This is a genomic window from Methanoplanus sp. FWC-SCC4, assembly GCF_032878975.1.
GTDB classification, from domain to species: Archaea; Halobacteriota; Methanomicrobia; order Methanomicrobiales; family Methanomicrobiaceae; genus Methanochimaera; species Methanochimaera problematica.
Genome location: NZ_CP043875.1, coordinates 1,377,796 through 1,398,376, shown reverse-complemented (window position 1 = coordinate 1,398,376; position 20,581 = coordinate 1,377,796). Strand labels below are relative to the sequence as shown.

The 20,581-nt window shown below is 38.9% G+C and carries 21 protein-coding genes and 1 tRNA gene; 6 read left to right on the top strand and 16 right to left on the bottom strand.

What is annotated here, in order from left to right:
• Positions 1-18: 18 nt before the first annotated feature.
• The 4 genes from F1737_RS07095 (at position 19) to F1737_RS07080 (ending at position 3,344) form a co-directional block, all read left to right on the top strand.
• Entirely contained in the window at positions 19-915 is an 897-nt protein-coding gene (locus F1737_RS07095) for a metallophosphoesterase (protein WP_317135898.1), read from the top strand.
• Between the two features lie 102 nt (positions 916-1,017).
• Positions 1,018-1,686: a metal-dependent hydrolase gene (locus tag F1737_RS07090; RefSeq protein ID WP_317135897.1), complete on the top strand. Its 669-nt coding sequence runs from the start codon at positions 1,018-1,020 to the stop codon at positions 1,684-1,686.
• Between the two features lie 112 nt (positions 1,687-1,798).
• A complete protein-coding gene (locus F1737_RS07085) occupies positions 1,799-2,662 on the top strand; it encodes a GNAT family N-acetyltransferase (protein WP_317135896.1) in 864 nt (287 codons plus the stop codon).
• A 259-nt stretch (positions 2,663-2,921) separates the two neighbouring features.
• Complete coding sequence (locus F1737_RS07080) at positions 2,922-3,344, top strand: hypothetical protein (RefSeq protein ID WP_317135895.1); 423 nt, start codon at positions 2,922-2,924, stop codon at positions 3,342-3,344.
• Between the two features lie 273 nt (positions 3,345-3,617).
• Here F1737_RS07080 and F1737_RS07075 read toward each other — a convergent pair whose 3' ends face one another.
• From F1737_RS07075 to F1737_RS07010, 14 genes are all read right to left on the bottom strand, one after another.
• Positions 3,618-4,886 carry a hypothetical protein gene (locus F1737_RS07075; protein WP_317135894.1) on the bottom strand — a complete coding sequence of 423 codons (1,269 nt, stop codon included), beginning with the start codon at positions 4,884-4,886 and terminating at the stop codon, positions 3,618-3,620.
• Between the two features lie 137 nt (positions 4,887-5,023).
• The gene (locus tag F1737_RS07070) at positions 5,024-5,539 is read right to left on the bottom strand and encodes a hypothetical protein (protein ID WP_317135893.1); all 516 of its coding nucleotides are present in this window, start codon (positions 5,537-5,539) and stop codon (positions 5,024-5,026) included.
• Between the two features lie 530 nt (positions 5,540-6,069).
• Entirely contained in the window at positions 6,070-7,041 is a 972-nt protein-coding gene (locus tag F1737_RS07065; RefSeq protein WP_317135892.1) for a hypothetical protein, read from the bottom strand.
• 38 nt (positions 7,042-7,079) lie between these two features.
• A complete protein-coding gene (locus F1737_RS07060) occupies positions 7,080-7,355 on the bottom strand; it encodes a hypothetical protein (RefSeq protein ID WP_317135891.1) in 276 nt (91 codons plus the stop codon).
• A 405-nt stretch (positions 7,356-7,760) separates the two neighbouring features.
• Positions 7,761-8,312, bottom strand: a complete 552-nt coding sequence (locus F1737_RS07055) for a YIP1 family protein (RefSeq protein WP_317137875.1) — start codon at positions 8,310-8,312, stop codon at positions 7,761-7,763.
• A gap of 56 nt (positions 8,313-8,368) precedes the next feature.
• Positions 8,369-9,184, bottom strand: a complete 816-nt coding sequence (locus tag F1737_RS07050; RefSeq protein WP_317135890.1) for a hypothetical protein — start codon at positions 9,182-9,184, stop codon at positions 8,369-8,371.
• A 171-nt stretch (positions 9,185-9,355) separates the two neighbouring features.
• Positions 9,356-9,568 (bottom strand): hypothetical protein, encoded by a 213-nt coding sequence (locus F1737_RS07045; RefSeq protein ID WP_317135889.1) that lies wholly within the window; start codon positions 9,566-9,568, stop codon positions 9,356-9,358.
• 83 nt (positions 9,569-9,651) lie between these two features.
• Entirely contained in the window at positions 9,652-10,518 is an 867-nt protein-coding gene (locus F1737_RS07040; protein ID WP_317135888.1) for a hypothetical protein, read from the bottom strand.
• 28 nt (positions 10,519-10,546) lie between these two features.
• Positions 10,547-11,506 (bottom strand): phospholipase C/P1 nuclease family protein, encoded by a 960-nt coding sequence (locus F1737_RS07035; RefSeq protein ID WP_317135887.1) that lies wholly within the window; start codon positions 11,504-11,506, stop codon positions 10,547-10,549.
• Between the two features lie 126 nt (positions 11,507-11,632).
• A complete protein-coding gene (locus tag F1737_RS07030) occupies positions 11,633-11,758 on the bottom strand; it encodes a hypothetical protein (protein WP_317135886.1) in 126 nt (41 codons plus the stop codon).
• Between the two features lie 184 nt (positions 11,759-11,942).
• Positions 11,943-12,695 carry a winged helix-turn-helix transcriptional regulator gene (locus tag F1737_RS07025; RefSeq protein ID WP_317135885.1) on the bottom strand — a complete coding sequence of 251 codons (753 nt, stop codon included), beginning with the start codon at positions 12,693-12,695 and terminating at the stop codon, positions 11,943-11,945.
• A 21-nt stretch (positions 12,696-12,716) separates the two neighbouring features.
• A complete protein-coding gene (locus F1737_RS07020) occupies positions 12,717-13,163 on the bottom strand; it encodes a hypothetical protein (RefSeq protein WP_317135884.1) in 447 nt (148 codons plus the stop codon).
• A gap of 285 nt (positions 13,164-13,448) precedes the next feature.
• The gene (locus F1737_RS07015; protein WP_317135883.1) at positions 13,449-14,639 is read right to left on the bottom strand and encodes a bifunctional 5,6,7,8-tetrahydromethanopterin hydro-lyase/3-hexulose-6-phosphate synthase; all 1,191 of its coding nucleotides are present in this window, start codon (positions 14,637-14,639) and stop codon (positions 13,449-13,451) included.
• A gap of 155 nt (positions 14,640-14,794) precedes the next feature.
• Positions 14,795-15,015, bottom strand: a tRNA-Trp gene (locus tag F1737_RS07010).
• Positions 15,016-15,319: 304 nt separating this feature from the next.
• Between F1737_RS07010 and F1737_RS07005 the strand changes: the two genes are divergently transcribed.
• The gene (locus tag F1737_RS07005) at positions 15,320-17,020 is read left to right on the top strand and encodes an AMP-binding protein (RefSeq protein ID WP_317135882.1); all 1,701 of its coding nucleotides are present in this window, start codon (positions 15,320-15,322) and stop codon (positions 17,018-17,020) included.
• Between the two features lie 111 nt (positions 17,021-17,131).
• Here F1737_RS07005 and F1737_RS07000 read toward each other — a convergent pair whose 3' ends face one another.
• Both F1737_RS07000 and F1737_RS06995 read right to left on the bottom strand, forming a co-directional pair.
• Positions 17,132-18,466, bottom strand: a complete 1,335-nt coding sequence (locus tag F1737_RS07000) for an amidohydrolase family protein (RefSeq protein WP_317135881.1) — start codon at positions 18,464-18,466, stop codon at positions 17,132-17,134.
• Between the two features lie 96 nt (positions 18,467-18,562).
• Entirely contained in the window at positions 18,563-19,231 is a 669-nt protein-coding gene (locus tag F1737_RS06995; protein WP_317135880.1) for an MTAP family purine nucleoside phosphorylase, read from the bottom strand.
• Positions 19,232-19,457: 226 nt separating this feature from the next.
• On the opposite strand from F1737_RS06995, the gene F1737_RS06990 reads away from it, so the two are divergent.
• Positions 19,458-20,579, top strand: coding sequence for a nicotinate phosphoribosyltransferase (locus F1737_RS06990; RefSeq protein ID WP_317135879.1), 1,122 nt, complete (start codon positions 19,458-19,460; stop codon positions 20,577-20,579).
• The last annotated feature ends 2 nt before the right edge of the window (positions 20,580-20,581 follow it).

The following is a 20,581-nucleotide window of genomic DNA, read 5'->3' as shown; positions in this document are numbered from 1 at the left end:
TTTACCATTAAGAGATTTATGAAGACAAAATTTCCAAAACAGAACTTCAGGTTTTACAGTATTCTGGCGGTTTCCTTAATAGGAATCATGTCACTGTCCGGCTACATGCTTGCAGAGGCAAAGAGCCCTGTTGTGACCGGACTCAAACTGGAGGGGGCACCTGATTCTGTTGTATTTATTGCCGACCCTCATCTTCAGGAAAAGAATCTGGATCATATCAGAAATGCTATTGGCATTATAAACAAGATGAACCCTTCTGTTGTTTTAATCGGGGGGGATTTTGTAAATGGCGATGAAGAGGACTTTTCTCTTCATGATGTCTGGAAGGAGATTGATGCGCCGGTTTATGCAGTTTTGGGAAATCACGACTATCAGTCGGGGATTCATGGGATAAACGGGCAGTATAAGATGCTTGATGTCGCGATAAAAGCCAATACAACTGTTGAAGGTTATGATGTGAGTGCATTAAGGGATGAGAATACAAATTTGGAATTTGCATCCGGGCTTGAGGCCAGACTTGAAGAGTCCGGCGTGAATGTTTTGAAAAATGAGTATGTCATCATAAACGCAGGCGGAAAGGAGCTTATGATTGTCGGCCTTGATGACGGATGGGCGGGTCTTTCAAATCCTCCGGAACTGCCAGAAACCGATGCATATACAATTTATATGATACATGAGCCTGAATGCAGGGCTGACTGGGACGCTGATCTGATTTTGTCAGGCCATACTCACGGAGGGCAGTTTGCGCCGCCTTTTATTCAGTTACTAAATGACAACGGAATTCTTGAACTGAGCGGATATTTTGATTCAGGGACACCCCTTTACATCACACGCGGTATCGGCTCCTCAAGTCTTTTTGGAATAGAGTTAAGGTACCAGTCACAGCCTGAAATTGTTGTGATAAATCCCCGGTAATACACATTTTTCATGAATAATTCCTGCCGGCATCTGTATTAAAGCCGGCCGGATATTTTAAAAGCCAAATATTTATTCATTCAAAGACCGATTTTAATCACTATGAAACTGAGATGGCTTGGACATTCATGTTTTTTTATCGACGGTTCAAAGAAGATATTAACAGATCCTTTCATGCCGTATGGCGATTTTGGATGCAGCCCTGATATTGTTGCAGTCACACACGGACATTCTGATCACCTTGGGGAGACGCTGACTCTTAAAAGGCTCACGGTCTGTCCGAATGAACTTGCAAAATATCTCTCAGAAAAAGGGATTGAGACAGAACCGATGAATATCGGAGGGAGTGTTGAAGCTGACGGTGTTAAGTTTACGATGGTCTGGGCATCGCATTCATCGGAGATTACCGACGGGGATGAAAAGATATACGGCGGCCCTGCGGCAGGGTTTGTAATTGATATTGACGGTGTCAGGATTTATCATGCAGGCGATACGGGGCTTTTTTCAGACATGAAGCTCATCCGCGATATGTATCATCCCGATATTGCACTGATTCCGATTGGAAGCAGATATACAATGGGCCCTTCTGAAGCTATGGTTGCAGCAGAGTTTGTCGGGGCACCTGTTGTGATCCCTATGCACTATAACACCTTCCCTGCAATTGAGCAGGATGCCAATGCCTTTAAGGATGCAGTTGAAAGGGTGACTGACATGAAGGTTCTGGTTTTAAATCCCGGCGATGAGATTGAGACCGGTGATTATCTCAAATAATTTTTTATGTCTTTTTTCCTGTAAATTTATTTTATCCGTGCTTTATTGCATTGTATGATGCAGAATATAAAATGAAAAATTTAAACTAATTTATCTGTTCATATTCTTTTTCATGGCAGGGAATACCTCCGGAAATGCTGAAAATGTAATTGTCAGAAATCTGCACCCGGCTGAGATCAAAACCGCAATAAAATGGGCAGCAATAGAGGGATGGAATCCGGGGATTTATGATGGTGAATGCCATTATGCCGTTGATCCTGAGGGCTGGTTTGCGGCTGAGATTAACGAAGAGATGGTTGGAATTGTTCAGTTTTCAAATTATGATGATAACTTTTCATTCGGAGGTTTTCTGGTTGTAAAAGAGGAATTTCGAAATATGGGCATCGGTGATGCACTCCTGAAAACCGGTCTTGCACATACGAAGGGGAGTATATGCGGTGCTGACGGGGTTTTTGAGATGCAGGATACATACTCACGAAAGTACGGATTAATCTTTGCTTACCGGAATATCAGGTGGGAAGGGGAGATAAGGGGTGAGAAGAATCACGGTCTTTTAAAGGCGGAGGATGTTCCCTTTGAAAGCCTGTTGTCCTACGATGCCCGGCATTTTCCTGTCGTAAGGGAAAAGTTTCTTGAAAGATGGGTAAACCAAAAAGAGAGCACCTGCCTTGTAAGCTGTGAGGGTGATCTCATCAACGGTTACGGGATGATCAGAAAGTGTGTTGAAGGCTATAAAATCGGACCGCTTTTTGCAGACAATCCGGATATCGCTGAGAAGATATTTTCAGGGCTTTGCGGTTCTGTTGAATCCGGGCCTGTATATCTTGACACGCCTGAGCCGAATTCAGATGCTGTTGCACTTGCTAAAAAATACAATATGACAGAGGTGTTTGGAACAGCAAGAATGTACACAAAAGAGATCCCAAAACTCCCGCTGGAAAACATCTTCGGGGTTACATCGTTTGAGATGGGATGAGCCTTCAGGCAGCCCTGTTTTTTTGCATTGTATTCGGAAATGACCCTGATTTTTTTGAAGATTTTTATTTTAAGAGATAAAGCCGGGAGGAAGAATCTTTTTTCCATTCAATTTATCTCAAAATAAATCACCCCCGATAATCCTAATGTATGTACAGACTATATGTGTCAATATTTTTCACACCATAATATATTGGATAATTTTATGTTCTTAAAACAGCACTGAGGGTTCATCCGTTTAAATCGTGGGGGATTTTATGATGGATGATGAAAATGAAAAAAACAGGTCTGTTAAAGAGCCTGAAATTAATGGAGAAAGTATCAGCGGAATTATATTGACAATATACCTTATGGGACTATATGCTGGATTTCAGATATTTAGAATGCCCTCTATGAAGGAATCTGTGATGTCCTGGTTTGGATTGCTTGAATATTATAATAGTTATACATTTTTGTTTTGTATTTTGTTTTTGGCAATATTTTTCGCACTATGCATAATCCCTATATTGATATGTGCGTCCCTGTCTGAAAAGATTAAAGAAGGATCTTCCGCGGGTACGGGAAACTACAGGAACAATCTGATTTATTTAGACCATGAATCCGAACCTGAAGATGATGATTCCCGTTCTGATTCCGAATCCGGTTATTCTGATCTTGGAGGATTTGATATTGGAGGTGACTGATAAATTTCAGGAATCCTTTTTTTACTTTAGAAAAAAACGGAGTTGCCTGATAAAATAGAAAATTAATAATTATTTTATAATTTATGGAATTAAAAGAAGTTCCCCGTTTTATCACTATTCAGAAATTTATGAAAAGGATTCCAAAACTCATATTCATATAATCCTAAAAGATGTAATTCGCTGATTGCACCAAAAAGGCGAGAAGATTAAAATAACCTGGATTAATGCAACCGGTTTTACAAGTTATATGCAAGTCTTTACTACTCAAAAAGATTACCAGTCCTGTTTTAGAAAAGCCATTGTAATTACAAGTGCAATTATTGGCAGAAAAGTCGTTATCGGGGTACTCTTCCTGGTTGTTGGAGATGCATTTTGGGAAATTATTTTCGCAGGTACCGGTTTTACTGGGAGATTGCCAATCTCTATTGAAATCAAATTCGTTTTTTCTGATAACAGGTATAATATTCCGCCCTGTGCCCCGCCTGCGATTACTTCTCCGTTATCTGAAATGAATATCCGTTTGACCGGAAGATCAATTTGGTGCTTTGACAGAATCTTACCGTTTTCATCAAGGACAAACAGATTGTCCCTGCATGAGGCTGCAACGAGTTTGCCATCGTAAGAGATTGCCGCAGACCCTATATCATCAGATGTTGCATTTGCGAATTCAAAACTCCATAATATGCTGCCTGTATCATTCAGGCAATATCCAATAAATTCACTTCCCGTAACAAAGCGGCTTCCATCTCCCGAGACATCAATATACACGAGGGGCCTATCGTATGCAGGCCTGTCTTCAACCAGATATGTCAAAGACTTATTGATTACTTCATTGCCCGATTTATCAAGGCATATCACTCCGCCGAGATCGACAATTCCGATAAGGTTTAGATCATCAGATATGGATGTTCTTGGATTTGCTGATATGAAGGATGCCTGTCTGGCTTGATAGTCCCATAGCAATTCCCCGAATCTGGAATATAGACTTCCTCTTGTGAAATGTGATGTGCCTGCAAAAAAGTAATCTTCATCGGAAGAGATCCCGACAGAATCAATCGCAGGGATACGTTTTGAAAAGAATTCAGTGCCGTTTTCATCAAAAACGTGGAGTGTGTGAGTATAAGGGTCGTCTGGCAAATCCTCGTTATACACAAGACAAAGCGATCCGTTTTCAGATATAACAGTTTTAGGACTGCAACCCTTTATTGATGATTCCCAGAGAAAGTTCCCGGAATTATCGAACAAAATTACATTTCCCTCTTCAGATATACATGAGATATATTCCCCGTTTCCTGAGATTGCAACTCCTGAAATGTTTGTTCCTGTCTGATAGGCCCAGACCGGTAATCCATCTTTTGTAATGAGTGCCAGAATCCCTCTTTCCGGGTCTCCTGCGATTATCATGTTCCCATTATTGCTTAATGATACATGAACAAAGTCAATATTTTCTCTATCATATCCCTGAAATTCATCCGCACTAACTAAAGCTGCAATGATAAATATACTCAGAAAAAAAATCGAGATTAATTTTATTTTTTGCATGATCTTTGCTCCAGATTCATTTTTTTATTTAATGATCGTATAGTCATCCCCCACTCTCCCCCGGTTGAAAATGGGACTGGGGGTTTTATAACTTCTCTCACTATGTTCTTGAACTATTCCAGGAATTATAATGAAAATTAATCAGGGTATAGTTTTCCAGGTATAAATGTAAGGTAAGGCTCTTTCATACCGGCTGCTTTTGCACTATCGGCGAATAGTGAATAGACTTCATCCATTATTGTTTCGTTGACAGGTATATCCGGATCCCACCAGACAGAAATTCCTCCTAAACAGGAATCAGGACCATATCCGTTGACTGGTCCTCCTTTAGATGCCCACCAGTATTTATCAAAATCATAATGGGGTGGTCTGATAGCATTCCAGCTTTCATACTCGTAGTAAGTTCGTTCTGACCAGTTTCCATACTCTTTAAGAATTGTCAGGTTTGAATTATAATAGCTTACACATGTTTTTTTTGTCTTGTCTATTCTTGGATCAGTCTCAGATTTTTTACTGTCATTTATGAGAGAATCTTCCGCATGTGCAGAGGAATTATTCTGACTATAAGATATAGTTATGATAAATATTCCAAATAATGCTGCACAGATTAATACAGATGCCAAAAAAATAGTTGAATTTTTTTTCATTGCCATACAATAGCCTTCTACCTTGTCAGGGGTGTTATGCCTAAATCACTCATGATGCCTGAAATCGGGCTAAACAAGGCTCCGTAATTATCACTATTTCCAACATGAATTCCTGCCAGATACATTTCATGCTTTTGCACATAATTAACTGAATTTTTTTAGGAAAAGTTTGATAAAAGGATTAATTTCCCCCATTTTATCTCCCCTAATAGAAAATAGGACAGGGGGCTTTATAAATTCTCTCACTATGTTCTTGAACTATCAACGGATCAATTAAAAAAAATTTAAATTTAGTATACATTTTTTTAGGAAATTTTTAAAAACAGGGAATTGAATTTTTATACTGATAAGAAGGAAATGACGTTTTGTATTTTCCTCCTGTGACGTGTTTTAGATCTTTAATTATATCAATTTGGAGGATTATTTATCTGTTTGGGAATTTCGGAAATCCAGTCAATTATGCTTTTGATCCTCCCTCCTAATCCCATTCAGTCACAAGTTAAACTCATAATCAAATACTTTCGGTTTATAGCTAATTAACCGTCTCTTAGATAGAATTTGGCAATAAAGATTATATCATCAGATTTTGATATGTTTTCATATTGCGTATAGGATTTTTCAAATAAAATATCATTAAATGTAATATCTTCAATCTTCACAAGCCTGGACGGATAAGTAACAATTCCTTCATCCTTTAATGTATCAAGGATTAAATTCTCATTTTCATCTGAAAGTGAGTTGATACTTACAGGATAATAGTCCGGTTGTCTGTTGTCAAAGCAAATAATTTCATAAAATATCCACCCATATGTTGAAATATCAACAAAATGATTCAAAGCCTCAGGAATCTGATTTGAATCGGGAGATAGCGCAGCATAATAATTCATATCATATGATTTATAATCAATAGTACTCCATGACGCATCATGACCCAGTTCTTTGTTCAATAATCTGTTGATTTCATTGTCAGTAGTATCTGCTTTAAAACTGATTATTGGATACCAGTATCTTCCTGAATTGTTGGCGGTGTAATAATACGGGTCACAAAACCTGTTTACAGAATTTACCCTGATGGCAAATATCGTATCATAGTCTTTATTTATCCTGTTCAGGGATGATACAATCCGGTTGTTTACATCAGGATTATTTTTGCAGGAACATAACATGACTTTCAAATTTTGGCTTTCATCCTGGTTTTTGCCATAATTTTTGCCATAATAGATTTTCCATACAACATCCACATCTCCAAAATATTCATTCATCAGGGACTTAATATCAGGATAATCCATATTGGCATTAAAGACCAGTTCAGGGTACCATTTTTCACCCAGTGTTTCTGCATCTGAATTTGTAAATGTGTACTTCTCTGCTGAATAGTTTATGGTGCTGATCGGTGTAATTAACGGATTATAATTCTCTCCAATTAAAACACAATAAATTGATACAACCAGAACTGCCACCATCAGGACAATTACGATTGATATCAATTTTTTTTTTGATTTAGTCATAGATACAATATCTCCAATAATAAAAAAAGGATTTATTGTTAAAAAATTACCATCCTACAAAAATCCACTCTATGATTTATCAATGTTGGTTCGTTTTTCAACATTTCAATTGAATAATCATCCTTCGACATTGCACCGACATTAATGAATTTACTTAACTCATTTTTTGCTCCGTTGAATGCATTATTCTGGGATACTGAATATTTTTCAATATTCTCAATATCAACCGCACTAACCGCCGGAACAAACACTGCCCCGACAAAAATCATTACCATAAGCAGGCAAAAAGCCCGCATGCCTTTTTTGATTTTCATTGTTTACCTCATAAATTTCTTTAAAAACCGGCATGCAAACCTTAATCTGCAATTATGCATCTTATGTTAAATGCCGGTTATATCAATCGGCGGATAAATCATTTGGAAAAGAAGAGAAAATGATTAGCTAGAGAAGTCTCCTCTTTTCCGAATCTTTTTTTGGCTCCCCACGATTGACTTTAAAACGGTTTGATAAAAGAGTGAACATCCCCTTTATTTATCACCAAAGAGTATTATAAAAAAATACATATGTATCTTGTGGTACAATACTTTACACATTATTTCAGATACAGTCAAAAATATTGCAATCAGATTATCACTTTGACCTAAAAAACGGAGTGTCATAAAAAGTCTTTTTAATTTTAACCTCTTTTCCTCATCAGTTCACTTTTTATAAACTCCGTTTTATGCCATGCATGACAGGCACCGGCTCATTCCATAATTATAATATATTATGCCAAAAAGGACAACACTTACGAAAAGGGTAACCAAAACTGACTCAACATTATTTTTATCCTTTAAAATGCTGAGGCATATGCATGTTAATACGGCAAACCAGACTAAAAGCAATGATATTATATAATACACTTCTATGAAACTTGTGAGCCATATAAACAGTATTACAGGTGACGCTGAGTAAATAACTCCTTTAATAGTATCTTCATAATTACCTGCTCCGTTTTTTGTAAAAAGAAGAAGAAAATGAATAATCAGACTTATAATTAGAATCAGAAAAATGCCGCCTGTAATGAATGAAATAAAATTAGTTGCAAATAAAAGAAGAGCGCCTAAAAACCAGTTGTTATTGGCGATTGACATATTTACATCGGTATTACCAATATAAAATGCCAGTAAATAGAATGAAGACCCAAAAAATGCGGTAAAAATAAAAAATAAAAGATCTTCCCTCAAAGAACCGCTTTTAACACTCCTGATTGTAGAGAAAGGGTTAATCAAAATAAAGAGTGAGTTTTTGATAATTTTATTCAATTATTCTACCTCCTGTTTAATGATCAGGGTAAAGCTAAACAACCCAGACCACCTACAGCAACCCAGTCGCTGTGATTAGAATCTCCACCTGTTGTTCCATAGTAATTACAGCTTATCCAGGCATCCACTGAATGTTTAGGCGGTGAGACGGAATAAACCGACCAAATAACATCAGCCTCTACATAACCTGTGATTCCAGTAATTCTGGTTGAGTGATCAAAGCTGCATTTGGCAAAACCTACGTCCTGAGATGTATATGAACTGTCACTTATACCTAATATCTGATTCCCGTAATCATAAGTGAATGTTCCTTTTGTATATAGAGTTGCACTGGTATATCCTAAATAAACCCAGCGATCCGTTCTGGTAATTGTTGCGGAATAAACACTTTTTGAACTGAATTCCTTGCTTTTTGTATTTGAAAGACTAATCTCTTTTAATAGATATTCGGTTGTAGTTTCAGGCAGGCCACCTTTAACAGGACTGGTTATAATTTTTGATCCTAAATCCTTTAATTCTGCTTTATCAATAGATATTATGCCATTATCCTCCAAAATAATGTAATAATTATCTTCACCTGTTTTATAGAGCAGAGCTTTTTCATTCTCACCCTCAATGTAACCAATTATTTGATCATTTTCAATCTTTAAACCCGAAAGAGAAATTAATTTAACTGCATTTTCTGAGTTCTGATTGTAAGATTGCCATTGGGAACCTTTAGTAATGATCGGTTCCTTGAGTTCCAGTATTTCATAAATACTAATTCCAGTCGTCTCATTGGTTGTTTTAATTTCCTCCGCACTAACTACTGGAACAAAAACCGCTCCAAGAAGTGCCATTACCATAAGCAGGCAAAAAGCCCGCATGCCTTTGTTTAGTTTCATTTTTTACCTCATAAATTTCTTTAAAAACCGGCATGCAAACCTTAATCTGCAATTATGCATCTTATGTTAAATGCCGGTTATATCAATCGGTAATAAATCATTGGGAAAAGAAGGGAAAAGGATTGGTTAGATCTTCTCTTCTTTTCCAATTTCTTTTAACCTGGTTGATTTTTTAGGTTTGATAAAAGGATGGACATCCCCCCATTCTCCCCCGGTTGAAAATAGGACTGGAGGTTTTATAACTTCTCTCACTATGTACTTGAACTGTTCTCGTAAATATTCAAAAAATGAATGTGAGTCCTCATTTATTATTATAATAAAAGTAAATTCTGTTTTCATTAAAAGTAAGACTGATTTTAAAAAGCTTAAATTAGAATTGCGGTTTTTGAGAATTTATAAAATTTTGTTGGCCATTAGATGAATTATGAGGCATGAACGGTCACATTCACCTGTGTAAATCCGGAACTGTACATGCTTAAAGATTCATTTATTGAGAATCTATAATCAACCGCTCTCGTCATGAACCCCGTCTTGCCGGTACTTACCCAAAGAATAATATTAAAATTGATCTTCTCAGCTGTTGAATCAGATTCATTTTTAAGATTATCGGGTAATGCAACCATCGTTTTGTAACTATAATCCATGTCTTCCAAATTCATTGTCAATTTATTCTGACCATCTAAAACCGGAGAAAGATAAACCTGTTTTCCATTGTCTACAGTTAGACCGTCAGGAAGATACTGATTAAATTCAGCATTTATATTTGTCAGATTCACCCCTGCATGCTGAAACGCGAGCATCTTCTTGTCACTATCCGGAAATCCGACTATTACCGTATGCCATTCTCCAAAGTACCTGTTGTCAATCTCTTCAAGAGGTAGAAGATACTCTCCGTTTTGCATAGGCAGTGGAACAATAACATCATTCAGATAATTCCCATTTTTATCTTCAAGTCCTGTCACTGATACTATATACTTAATATTGCCCTGTCCTTGGTTGTGAACGAAAGACTCAAAAAAAATAACCGGAACAATGATTCCTGCGATTATTACCAATAGTCCGATGATAACAGTACTGCTGATTATCTTATCTGAAGTATTTTTGGATCTGCTTGTCATCAGTGCACTTAACGCAATAACCAAAAGTGTCAGGATGATTAGGGGGAATGTCCCAAGTAATATAACGCAAAGTTGCCTGGGAAGTGAAAATAATACTCCTGAGAACATCATCAGGATCAGTATTATTACTGCGATCAGCGATACCCCTGCAATAGTATAATTTTTATTCAATTCCATAGGTCATTAAAAATTTAATTTGTTATGTCCTGTCCTGGACATATTTCACAAGGCCGTTATTATAACGTGAACCTGCTGCTATAGACAGCATTGTATTAGCTATTACAGTAGGATCATCTTTCCAATCATCGTTAGGTCTATTATAATTGATTAAATCTGAGATATAAATTTTATATCCCGAAGTAATTGAATTCAGATAACTTGCAGTGTCAGATACGTCATTTATTGTATAATAATAATCAACCATTGCTGATTGAAAATTTTTGCCGTTTGCCCAATTACTACCTACATATGACTCATATTCCTGATGATTAATAAGATCTACATAATTATTATGAAAAGGCATTGACATGTCAGTCATAAAATGTAGCGCATATGCTAGATCTTGGTAACCTTGTACTTCGTTATTATTGTTAATGTTGTCAATAGCCCAACCTGCGTATAATTCAGCACTTGATGGACCTAAAGTATTAGCGTAGTGGTTACATGAACTTAATGGTGGAGCTAATTGATCGGCATCATCGGCATAATTATACAAAATCTGTGCATTTGCAGATGATAATCCTCTGGTAATTGCTGCATCATAAGCCATAGCCTTATGAATATTCCCTCCCCATTTCGCATTGGTCTGATGAGGGTCAGGCATATATGGAACTGCAAGGTTAAGTATGCTAATATAATCTTCCATAGCAATTTCTGTTTTCATCAACTCTTCATTAATTAGCCTAAGGATCTCTGAATATTCCTTCGAACCAATATCCGATTTTAACAGGTATTCTTTGATGTATGTTAATGATTCCCTATACTGGGCATCATTATCAATGTTTAGAGTAACTCCCGGGGGAATAGCAAGTTGAATTTCTCCATCATTTGATATTTTCAAATCTATACTTTCCGCACTAACCGCCGGAACAAACACTGCCCCGACAAAAATCATTACCATAAGCAGGCAAAAAGCCCGCATGCCTTTTTTGATTTTCATTGTTTAACTCATTAATTTCCTTTAAAACCGGCATGCAAACTTTAATCTGCAATTATGCATCTTATGTTAAATGCCGGTTATATCAATCGGTAATAAATCATTGGGAAAAGAAGGGAAAAGGATTGGTTAGATCTTCTCTTCTTTTCCAATTTCTTTTAACCTGGTTGATTTTTTAGGTTTGATAAAAGGATGAATATCCCCCCATTCTTCCCCGGTTGAAAATAGGACTGGAGGTTTTATAACTTCTCTCACTATGTACTTGAACTGTTCTCTTAAAAAATTGAAAAATAATATATACTGAAAATTATTTTATCTGCTCTTCAGGAATTAAATTGGCTGAGTTTTATTATTTTGGAAAAAAGAGGTGTTTTAATGGTTTTTTCTGTTCTGCGCCTTTAGAATTTAAAATTAATACTCACTGAAATATTTTTTTGCATTAAGTCAGATTTGCTCTCTCTAATTCGAGATTTTCCTTTATTTCATCAGGAAGGTTTTCAGCTACAAAAGATTCAAGGCCAGATTTGATGTAGTAGTGCCCTGATCTTCCTGATTTTCGAACAGACAGAATGCCTGCACTCTCCATTTTTTTAATATGCCATGTTACAGCACTTTTTGAAAGGTTTAGTTCATCCTTAAGATCGGTGTTTCTTATCCCCGGGTATTTTAGAATTGATGCAAGAATCTTAACCTGAACGGGATTGTGGCAGATGCTGATAATTTTTCTTTCCTGACTTGAAAATGTGTTATGATTCGGGAAAATTCTCTTAAAATGATCTGAACTTTCAATAATTATATGATTGTTATTTTCAAGGCATCCGAGATGATACCTAAGAGTCTCCCTGTTAATATTTATTTCATCTGAAAGCTCTTCTATGCATCTTCCCGGATATTCTATTACGTAATCAAGAATTTTCTGTCTTTTTGCATTTTCAAGTGCATATCTGATTTTTCCTGCAATAAGCGGAAAAAATTTGATTGCAGCAACTGATCCGATTATAGTTGATGAAATCCATGAAACCTGAATCCATAATGGCAGATCCCAGAAAGTTTCAATCCCGTCTGCTCCTGAAACATCGGCATCAGGCTCAGTGATTTCGCCAAAAGTAACCGTATATTCACAGCATCCTGCATGAACAAACAAAGCGGCTGATAAAAAAATAATTAGAATTGTCTTTTGCTGAATGTTCATGATCTGTTTATCATATATCTTTTATATATAATAATCCTCAATTCCTGAAACACTATACCCGTAAACTTCGTACCGCCATTTCCCCTGTGCAATACCATTCGGATTATTTATGTCAAACTGAATTCTTCCGTTGATAGATCCATCGGAATTATCATAATAATAGCCAAAAGTATGGCCGTCCGGGGAATAAACCTTTAATCTGAGGGAATTTGATGTATCTCCCCAGTTTAAGTCAATATGCAATTGTGTTGTAAGACTGTTTATATATTTATATATCCAGTCTGTTTCTCCCTGGGTAATAGTCTGATAGACTGACTTTGTCTGATAGTCATTTTGTTTTTCGGAATTAATCCATGTTATCGTGTAGCCCTCATTTAAGGCAGCCGCATCTGTTCCAAAATCATCTGCAGCTGCAGCGAATGGTATAAGCATAGCTGCAGCTATAAGCATAATCAAAAATTTCTTCATAATTTCACCGCAAAACCCTCTCTATCGGGCTGCAATTGATACTATAAAACAGGTTATTAAAAAATTCTCTCACTATGTCATTGAACTGTTTTTACTTTGTTTAAGCAAATAAAGAAAAGATATATATACAAAATAGAAATCACGCACAAAAATAAAAACCCTGTAATTAAATCCTCTCACCGTCTCATTGAACATATGTTAAATTTCGGATGAAATCCGCATCTTTCAAAGATATATTAAAAAATCTTCAAAAGCGCTTAAAAATTATAAAAAAAGAATTTCTGATTAGAAATCAGTCATGACCCTGAACTGGTCAATCTCTTCCTTGTTCATTTCCTCAAGGAACTGTTCTGCTGAATTCTGGATATTCTTGCTTGCAGTGATTGCACGTCCTACGACGATGATATCTGCGCCTGATGCAAGAGCTGTCTTGACAACATGCTGACGGACACCGCCGGCTGTTGCAACAAGGAGTTTTCCACCTGCTGCTGCCTTGATTGCAGGAATGTCTCCCCAGTTGTATTCTGTTGATTCGTTGTCAATTGCACGGTGCATCTCAACGATGCTTGGTACTGCATTGACTTTTGCAAGCTCTTCAATTAATTTTGCAGGCTCTTTTACATTGAGCATATCGATTACTGAGTATATGCCTGTCTTCTTTGCTTCTTTGATGAACTTCTCAATTGTTGAGACAGGTGCAAGACCTGATACGACAACAGCATCAGCGGATGCGTTTGCTGCCATCCTTGCCTCCAGGTTTCCTGTGTCGAGTGTCTTTAAGTCTGCAATGATAAATGCATCTGGTCTGATCTTTCTGATCTCGCCAATTACTGCAAGACCAAACTGTTTGATTAACGGAGTTCCTGCTTCAATTAAAACGTGGTCGTTTTTAGGAACTGCTTTTAAGACCTTTTCTACTGAGCCCATGTCAACAAGGTCGAGAGCGACCTGAAGGTATGGAGGGTCCCAAAGGCGGTGTACCTTGAATCCCATAACAGCGTGTCCTGCACGGTCCTTTTCATGCATGAGTGTTTCTTTGCTTGGGAATTTGTTAAATGCACGCTCAATTGCGAGTTTTGTTGCACCGTAGTTGTAGCGGTAAATTCTGTTGTAGTCCTTTGCATCGGGGTGGAGGAATGCGCTAACCAAAAGAACAGTCTCTTCAGCATCGCATTCATCAAAGACGCCTTCTTCATATGAGTCTGCAACAGCCTTTGCAACTGATGCCTGGACTGCACCAAACATTGCATTGACCTGTGACTCTTTTTTAAGGGTTACTTTTGGAATGATGAGTGTTGCAGGCTTTGTCAGAAGATTTGGCCTGATAACTGCCAGAAGTGGGGTGTGTCCCTGCGATAGCTGTGATGCTGCGTTTGCAAATGCCATTCCAACCGGACCTGTCTTGTCACCGATTAAAAGATCGATGTGCGCAAGTTCTGCGCCTTCGCCTTCGAGTGCTTCGCCAATTAAATACATAGAGGTTTCCTACCTGTCTTAAATATGGGTGCTACTGATAGAAAAAGAATCACTTTGGAATATTTATCAGTAAAAATTTCCTGCGAATTTTAAGTGAAATGCGCAGCATAACGGTTCGTATAAACATTAACTTTAGAAAAGAAAATTCATAGAAATGGGGTCGGTGAGATTTGAACTCACGATCGACGGGTCTCTCCGTACATGCGTTACATTTTCAAGCGTGATTTACATCATCAAACCGGTCATCTTATGATCAGATCATAAGACATGTTTGCATCAGCGCTCCAACGGATCATCATCAAATCAGCAGACCCATTGTTCATCATACGCAAAGACCGTTGGAGCCCGTCGCCATGCCGGACTAGGCCACGACCCCTCCAGAATCTATAATAAAATAACCCGTAATATGATTTAAGAATTTGGATATCTTTCTAAGATTTACAAAGACCCGGGCCTGCATTCATCAGGGATAGTATAGGGATATGATCTTTTGTGTAGAGCCGCTTAAACCCTATTTGAAATAACCCTAATTGGCTTAATTAAAAGCTTCAAATTTATTTATCTGCGATTTTAGAGGAGATGATAAGATCGAAATTGACAAATTTCAAAATTACTTTAACAGACGGATGCAGGCAGATTGCCGTCAAATATATTTCCTCTGTTAAACAACTTATATGGATATGGCTATGATAAGCTACGCGAGCGGGTTGTCAGACGTACCGCTGATAGGAGAGACTATCGGCGGGATGCTTGAGCGCATCAGCGCGACATACCCCGACAATGAGGCTCTGGTTGCAGTAGACCAGAACATAAGGTGGACGTATAGTGAATTCCTCTCGAAAGTGGATGAGCTTGCTCTTAGCCTTATGGCACTTGGCGTCAACAAGGGTGATCGCGTAGGTATCTGGGCAATGAATTACGCAGAATGGGTTCTTGTCCAGTTTGCAACCGCAAAATGCGGTGCGATAATGGTCAATATAAATCCGGCATACCGCACGTTTGAACTGGAATACGCCTTAAAACAGGCTGAGGTCCATACACTCATTCTTCAGGGACGTTTTAAGACATCGGATTATGTGGGAATGTTTTATGAGGCATGTCCTGAGGCAATCGAGTCACGCGCTGGTAAAATAAGCACTGAAAAGTTCCCGTTCCTCAGGAATGTTGTATTTATGGGGGATGTCCCCTACAACGGGATGTTTACCTGGGATGAATTTATTTCAAAAGGCAAAAACATCAGCCGTGAGGAATTAAAGGAGCGTGAAGAATCCCTCAGCTTTGATGATCCAATCAATATCCAGTACACAAGCGGTACGACAGGGTATCCAAAGGGAGTTGTCCTGACCCATCACAGTGTTGTAAACAACGGCTTTACGATAGGTGAGGGAATGAAATTTACAGAAAAGGATCGTCTTTGCATCCCTGTTCCTTTCTACCACTGCTTTGGAATGGTTTTGTCGAATCTTGCATCGGTAACACACGGTTCCACAATGGTTCTTCCGGCCCCTGCATTTGATCCCGAGGCTGTCTTAAAGGCAATAGACAATGAAAAATGCACCGCTGTTCACGGTGTCCCGACAATGTTTATTGCCGAACTTAAGCATCCGAATTTCAACAAATACAAATATGACACTCTGAGAACCGGAATTATGGCAGGTTCTCCGTGCCCTATTGAGTATATGAGGGCTGTAAATGAAAAGATGAACATGAAGGACATTGTCATTGTCTACGGCCAGACTGAGACATCACCTGGTGTTACGATGACGACAACAAATGATCCGCTTGAGAGAAGGGTTACAACGGTCGGCAGAACATTTCCTCATGTTGAGTTAAAGGTAGTTGATCCTGTCACTCAAAAGATTGTTCCAAGGGGTGAACCCGGAGAGATCTGTGCACGCGGTTACGTTGTCATGAAGTGCTACTACAACAATCCGAGTGCTACCCGTCAGACAATAGATTCTGATCACTGGAATCATACCGGAGATCTTGGAATCATGGATGAGGAAGGCTATGTCAAGATTGTCGGAAGACTCAAAGAGATGGTCATACGCGGCGGAGAGAACATCTATCCGCGTGAGATTGAAGAATTCCTGCATACCAGCCCAAAGATTGAGGATGTCTATATTACAGGCGTTCCTGATGAGAAATACGGTGAGGAGCTTATTGCCTGGGTAAAGCTTCATGAAGGCCTAAAAATGACTGAAGAGGAGCTTAAGGAGTTTTGCAAAGGTCAGATTGCCCGCTATAAGATTCCAAAATATGTCAAGTTTGTAGACAGTTTCCCAATGACTGTATCAGGCAAAATAAAGAAGGGAGATATGCGGGAGATTTCAATTGCAGAACTTGGTCTTGAGACTGAGGCAAAGATAGAGACTGCCTGAAAATCTTTCTTCTTAATAATTATTTCAAATAATTTTTTTGGAAATCTGGTTTAAATTTTAAAAATCCTGATTGTCGTGAATTAAAAAAGTTGTATTTGTATTATTTTTTGTTTAATTGTCTGCGTTTTCTTTTCTATTTACAAGATTAAATGCAGTTTCTGCGGCCTTTTGATAGACTTCCTCTTCTCCGGGGATGTTACCGTCATACATCAGGACTCTTCCGCTGCATAAAACTGTGTCAACCGCATTTGAACCGCACGCATAGACAATATTTGATTCCGGATTGTACAGAGGGGTCATGCATGAGATATTTGTCTTCAGGAGAACGATATCTGCAGGAGCACCTGTCTCTATTTTGCCTGTTCCAAACCCGAGCGCCTTTGCACCTGATTCTGTTGTCATTTTGATTGCTTCATGTGCAGGGAGGAGTGTGTCTGAATTCCAGAAGAATTTCTGAAGAATTGCGGCTGTCTTCATCTCTTCGAGTATGTCAAGATTGTTGTTTGAAGAGCATCCGTCTGTTCCCAGAGTTACGTTTGCACCTGCATCGATGAGCTGCTGGTAGGGCATTGCACGGTTTACTGCAAGTTTCATGTTTGAGACCGGATTGTGTGAGACTGAGACTCCCCTTTTGCCAAGAAGTGCACATTCTTCGTCATCGAGCCAGCAGCAGTGGGCGGCAACTGTATTTTCAGACAAACATCCGCACTTGTCCAGAAGTTTTGCAGGTTTCATTCCGTGCTGGTTTACACAGTCTTTGACCTCTGTTTCAGTTTCGCTTAAGTGAATGTGTAAAAGACTGTCATTTTCCTTTGCATACTCCGAGCACCATGAGAGTCCTTCCGGTGCAACGGTGTAGGGTGCATGGGGGCCGACAGCTGCCCTGATTTTTTGGTTGTTCATCTTTTTGACATCCGAGAAGAGCTTCTCTGTTGCTTTTATCTCAGACTCTCGTTTTTCCTCACTTCCAAAATCTATGAAACCGTGGGAAAGCACTGCCTTCATTCCGCATTCGTCAACTGCCTTTGCCGCCTCATCCATGAAAAAATACATGTCGTTGAAAGCAACGGTTCCGGATTTTATCATCTCAATGCAGGCAAGTTTTGTTCCCCAGTAAACATCCTCACCGCATAGGTGTGCCTCAAGCGGCCAGATCTTTTCAGAAAGCCATTCCTGAAGGTGCATGTCATCTGCATAACCTCTTAAAAGAGTCATTGCAGCGTGGGTGTGGGTGTTGACGAATCCGGGGGATGCAACTGTTTTTGAGCCGTCAATTATAAACTCGGCTTCGTTTTTTAATTCCCCCGATATGCTTTCGCTGATCTCTCCGATATTACCCTCTTCTGTTATGAAAATATCCTGTCTTTTTCCGTTCAGGAGGGTTCCCCTTATAAGAACTGATGAATTACTGCTGAAAATATCTGTTTCGTTAATCTCGTTTGACATAATTTTGCTCCTAATTATATTTTTTAATCCAAAGTGGCAAATATCCGGAAATTTGTAAAAATTATTTGATTTTTAACAATTGGAAGTTAGAAAATATCATATTTTGCTTATTACTTCGCTGATTATATCTTCTATTTTTTCCTTGTTTGCCTTTGATTTTTCCAGTATTGCTTCATAGCTCAGTTCATCTTTACAAAGGCCGTTGCAGTAGTTGTCAACTGAGCAGATTGCCGCAAATGGTATTCCCAGTTCGTTTGCGATTGTTGCTTCGCTTGCAACTGTCATCCCTACAATATCCCCTGCATTTTTAAGAAAATCTATTTCAGCCGAGGTTTCAAAACGGGGGCCTGCCGTCTGTACATAAGTTCCGCCGGTTTTTGCTTCGGGAATTATTTCAGAGAGTTTTTTGATTAACTCTTTGTCTATTGAAGGTGCTACGTGCCCTATTGCATTGTTATGTATTGTCGGGATTGAATAAGGGCTGAAATAATCATCCGGAAGAACGATAGTTCCCGGTTGAATCTCTGCTTTTAGTGATCCCGTGGATCCGAATGCAATTATTCTGTCAACACCTGACAGAGCCATTGCACTGATGCATGCGGCATAATTTATCTTATGCGGCGGTGTGCGATACTGATGGCGCATCAGAAGTGCTATTTCTCCCAGGTATATTTCTGATGGTCCGAAAGGTGTTGCAATTGTCTTTTTTTCAAGTTCGGGAAGATCAGCATACAAAAGGCTTGTCCCGCCTACGATTCCTAGCATAAGATTACCTCATTATTTGTGATAGTCAATAAAATCCGGAACTGTGCTTCTCCATTTAAAAGCATCTTTTATAAATTTTTGAATATCCGGCATAATCTTTGTATTAAGAATATTTTAAATGAATTCGTTTCTCTATATGCACCCTGAAATGAGATTTGGCTATTCCTTTCCTTCCCTGTCAGAGATACAAAGTATTTATGTTGGTTATTGACGCATTATTTCTCCAATGGGAATATTTCAGACGATAGATGACGAAATAATACGGGCAGGGGACTGCACTGATATCTATTTTATAAGGACTGAAGAAATACTGGCTGCTGAGGACAAAAATCCCAAAGTGACTGCGGAAATAACAGTTTCTTCCCTTCCTGACGGATGGGGGATATTGTGTGGTCTCTCCGATGCTCTCTGGCTTTTGGAAGGTCTTCCAATTGATGTCTATGCAATGCCTGAAGGAAGTATGTTCTATCCGGGAGAGCCTGTAATCAGAATTGTCGGGAATTACCGTGATTTTTGCAGGTTTGAGACATCACTCCTCGGATTTTTATGTCATGCATCCGGTATCGCTTCCGCTGCTGCACTGATTAAGGGATGTGCAGGCGAGCGGGCGGTGTACTCTTTTGGTTCAAGAAGGCAGCATCCGTCTATTGCAGAGATGATTGAAAGATCGGCATGGATTGGTGGTGTTGACGGGGTCAGCAACACATGTGCCCCATCAGGGCTTCCTTTGATAGGAACTATGCCACACTCCTTTGTCATGTGCTATGACAATCCAAAAGATTCCTGGGTTTCGTTTGCAAAGCATGCCCCTGAAGATGTTCCAAGGGTCATGCTCTGCGATACTTTCTGTGATGAAAAAAGAGAGGCACTTTCCGCCGCAAAGAGAGGGGCGGTTGCAATCAGGCTTGATACTCCTAGTTCAAGAAAGGGTGACATGAGATCCATTCTTGAAGAAGTCAGATGGGAACTTGACGTGAACGGCTTTGAAAATGTAAGGCTGTTTCTCTCAGGCGGCCTTGGTGCAGGTGATATTCTGGAGTTTCGGGACATTGTGGACGCCTTTGGTGTCGGGGGGGCAATTGCCAATGCTCCTGTTGTGGACTTTTCCCTTGACATTGTCGAGATAGAAGGAAAGCCTGTGTCAAAAAGGGGGAAGAAGAGTGGTGTTAAGGAAGTGTATGAGTTTGAAAATGGAAATCACATTCTTCTGCCGGCAGGTGCCCCTGCACCTGAGAATACAAAACCGATGCTTAAAATATTTATGAAGGACGGACAGATTCTGTCGATGCCGGATATGAACAAGTCCCGTATGAGAGTTCTTATGGCAATTCAAAATATGACTGAATGAAT

What these genes read in the sequence shown, in the direction of transcription:
- F1737_RS07095 (WP_317135898.1), top strand. Translation starts at nt 19, where the DNA reads ATGAAGACAAAATTTCCAAAACAGAACTTCAGGTTTTACAGTATTCTG.
- F1737_RS07090 (WP_317135897.1), top strand. Translation starts at nt 1,018, where the DNA reads ATGAAACTGAGATGGCTTGGACATTCATGTTTTTTTATCGACGGTTCA.
- F1737_RS07085 (WP_317135896.1), top strand. Translation starts at nt 1,799, where the DNA reads ATGGCAGGGAATACCTCCGGAAATGCTGAAAATGTAATTGTCAGAAAT.
- F1737_RS07080 (WP_317135895.1), top strand. Translation starts at nt 2,922, where the DNA reads ATGGATGATGAAAATGAAAAAAACAGGTCTGTTAAAGAGCCTGAAATT.
- F1737_RS07075 (WP_317135894.1), bottom strand. Translation starts at nt 4,886, where the DNA reads ATGCAAAAAATAAAATTAATCTCGATTTTTTTTCTGAGTATATTTATC.
- F1737_RS07070 (WP_317135893.1), bottom strand. Translation starts at nt 5,539, where the DNA reads ATGGCAATGAAAAAAAATTCAACTATTTTTTTGGCATCTGTATTAATC.
- F1737_RS07065 (WP_317135892.1), bottom strand. Translation starts at nt 7,041, where the DNA reads ATGACTAAATCAAAAAAAAAATTGATATCAATCGTAATTGTCCTGATG.
- F1737_RS07060 (WP_317135891.1), bottom strand. Translation starts at nt 7,355, where the DNA reads ATGAAAATCAAAAAAGGCATGCGGGCTTTTTGCCTGCTTATGGTAATG.
- F1737_RS07050 (WP_317135890.1), bottom strand. Translation starts at nt 9,184, where the DNA reads ATGGCACTTCTTGGAGCGGTTTTTGTTCCAGTAGTTAGTGCGGAGGAA.
- F1737_RS07045 (WP_317135889.1), bottom strand. Translation starts at nt 9,568, where the DNA reads ATGAAAACAGAATTTACTTTTATTATAATAATAAATGAGGACTCACAT.
- F1737_RS07035 (WP_317135887.1), bottom strand. Translation starts at nt 11,506, where the DNA reads ATGAAAATCAAAAAAGGCATGCGGGCTTTTTGCCTGCTTATGGTAATG.
- F1737_RS07025 (WP_317135885.1), bottom strand. Translation starts at nt 12,695, where the DNA reads ATGAACATTCAGCAAAAGACAATTCTAATTATTTTTTTATCAGCCGCT.
- F1737_RS07020 (WP_317135884.1), bottom strand. Translation starts at nt 13,163, where the DNA reads ATGAAGAAATTTTTGATTATGCTTATAGCTGCAGCTATGCTTATACCA.
- F1737_RS07015 (WP_317135883.1), bottom strand. Translation starts at nt 14,639, where the DNA reads ATGTATTTAATTGGCGAAGCACTCGAAGGCGAAGGCGCAGAACTTGCG.
- F1737_RS07005 (WP_317135882.1), top strand. Translation starts at nt 15,320, where the DNA reads ATGGCTATGATAAGCTACGCGAGCGGGTTGTCAGACGTACCGCTGATA.
- F1737_RS07000 (WP_317135881.1), bottom strand. Translation starts at nt 18,466, where the DNA reads ATGTCAAACGAGATTAACGAAACAGATATTTTCAGCAGTAATTCATCA.
- F1737_RS06995 (WP_317135880.1), bottom strand. Translation starts at nt 19,231, where the DNA reads ATGCTAGGAATCGTAGGCGGGACAAGCCTTTTGTATGCTGATCTTCCC.
- F1737_RS06990 (WP_317135879.1), top strand. Translation starts at nt 19,458, where the DNA reads ATGGGAATATTTCAGACGATAGATGACGAAATAATACGGGCAGGGGAC.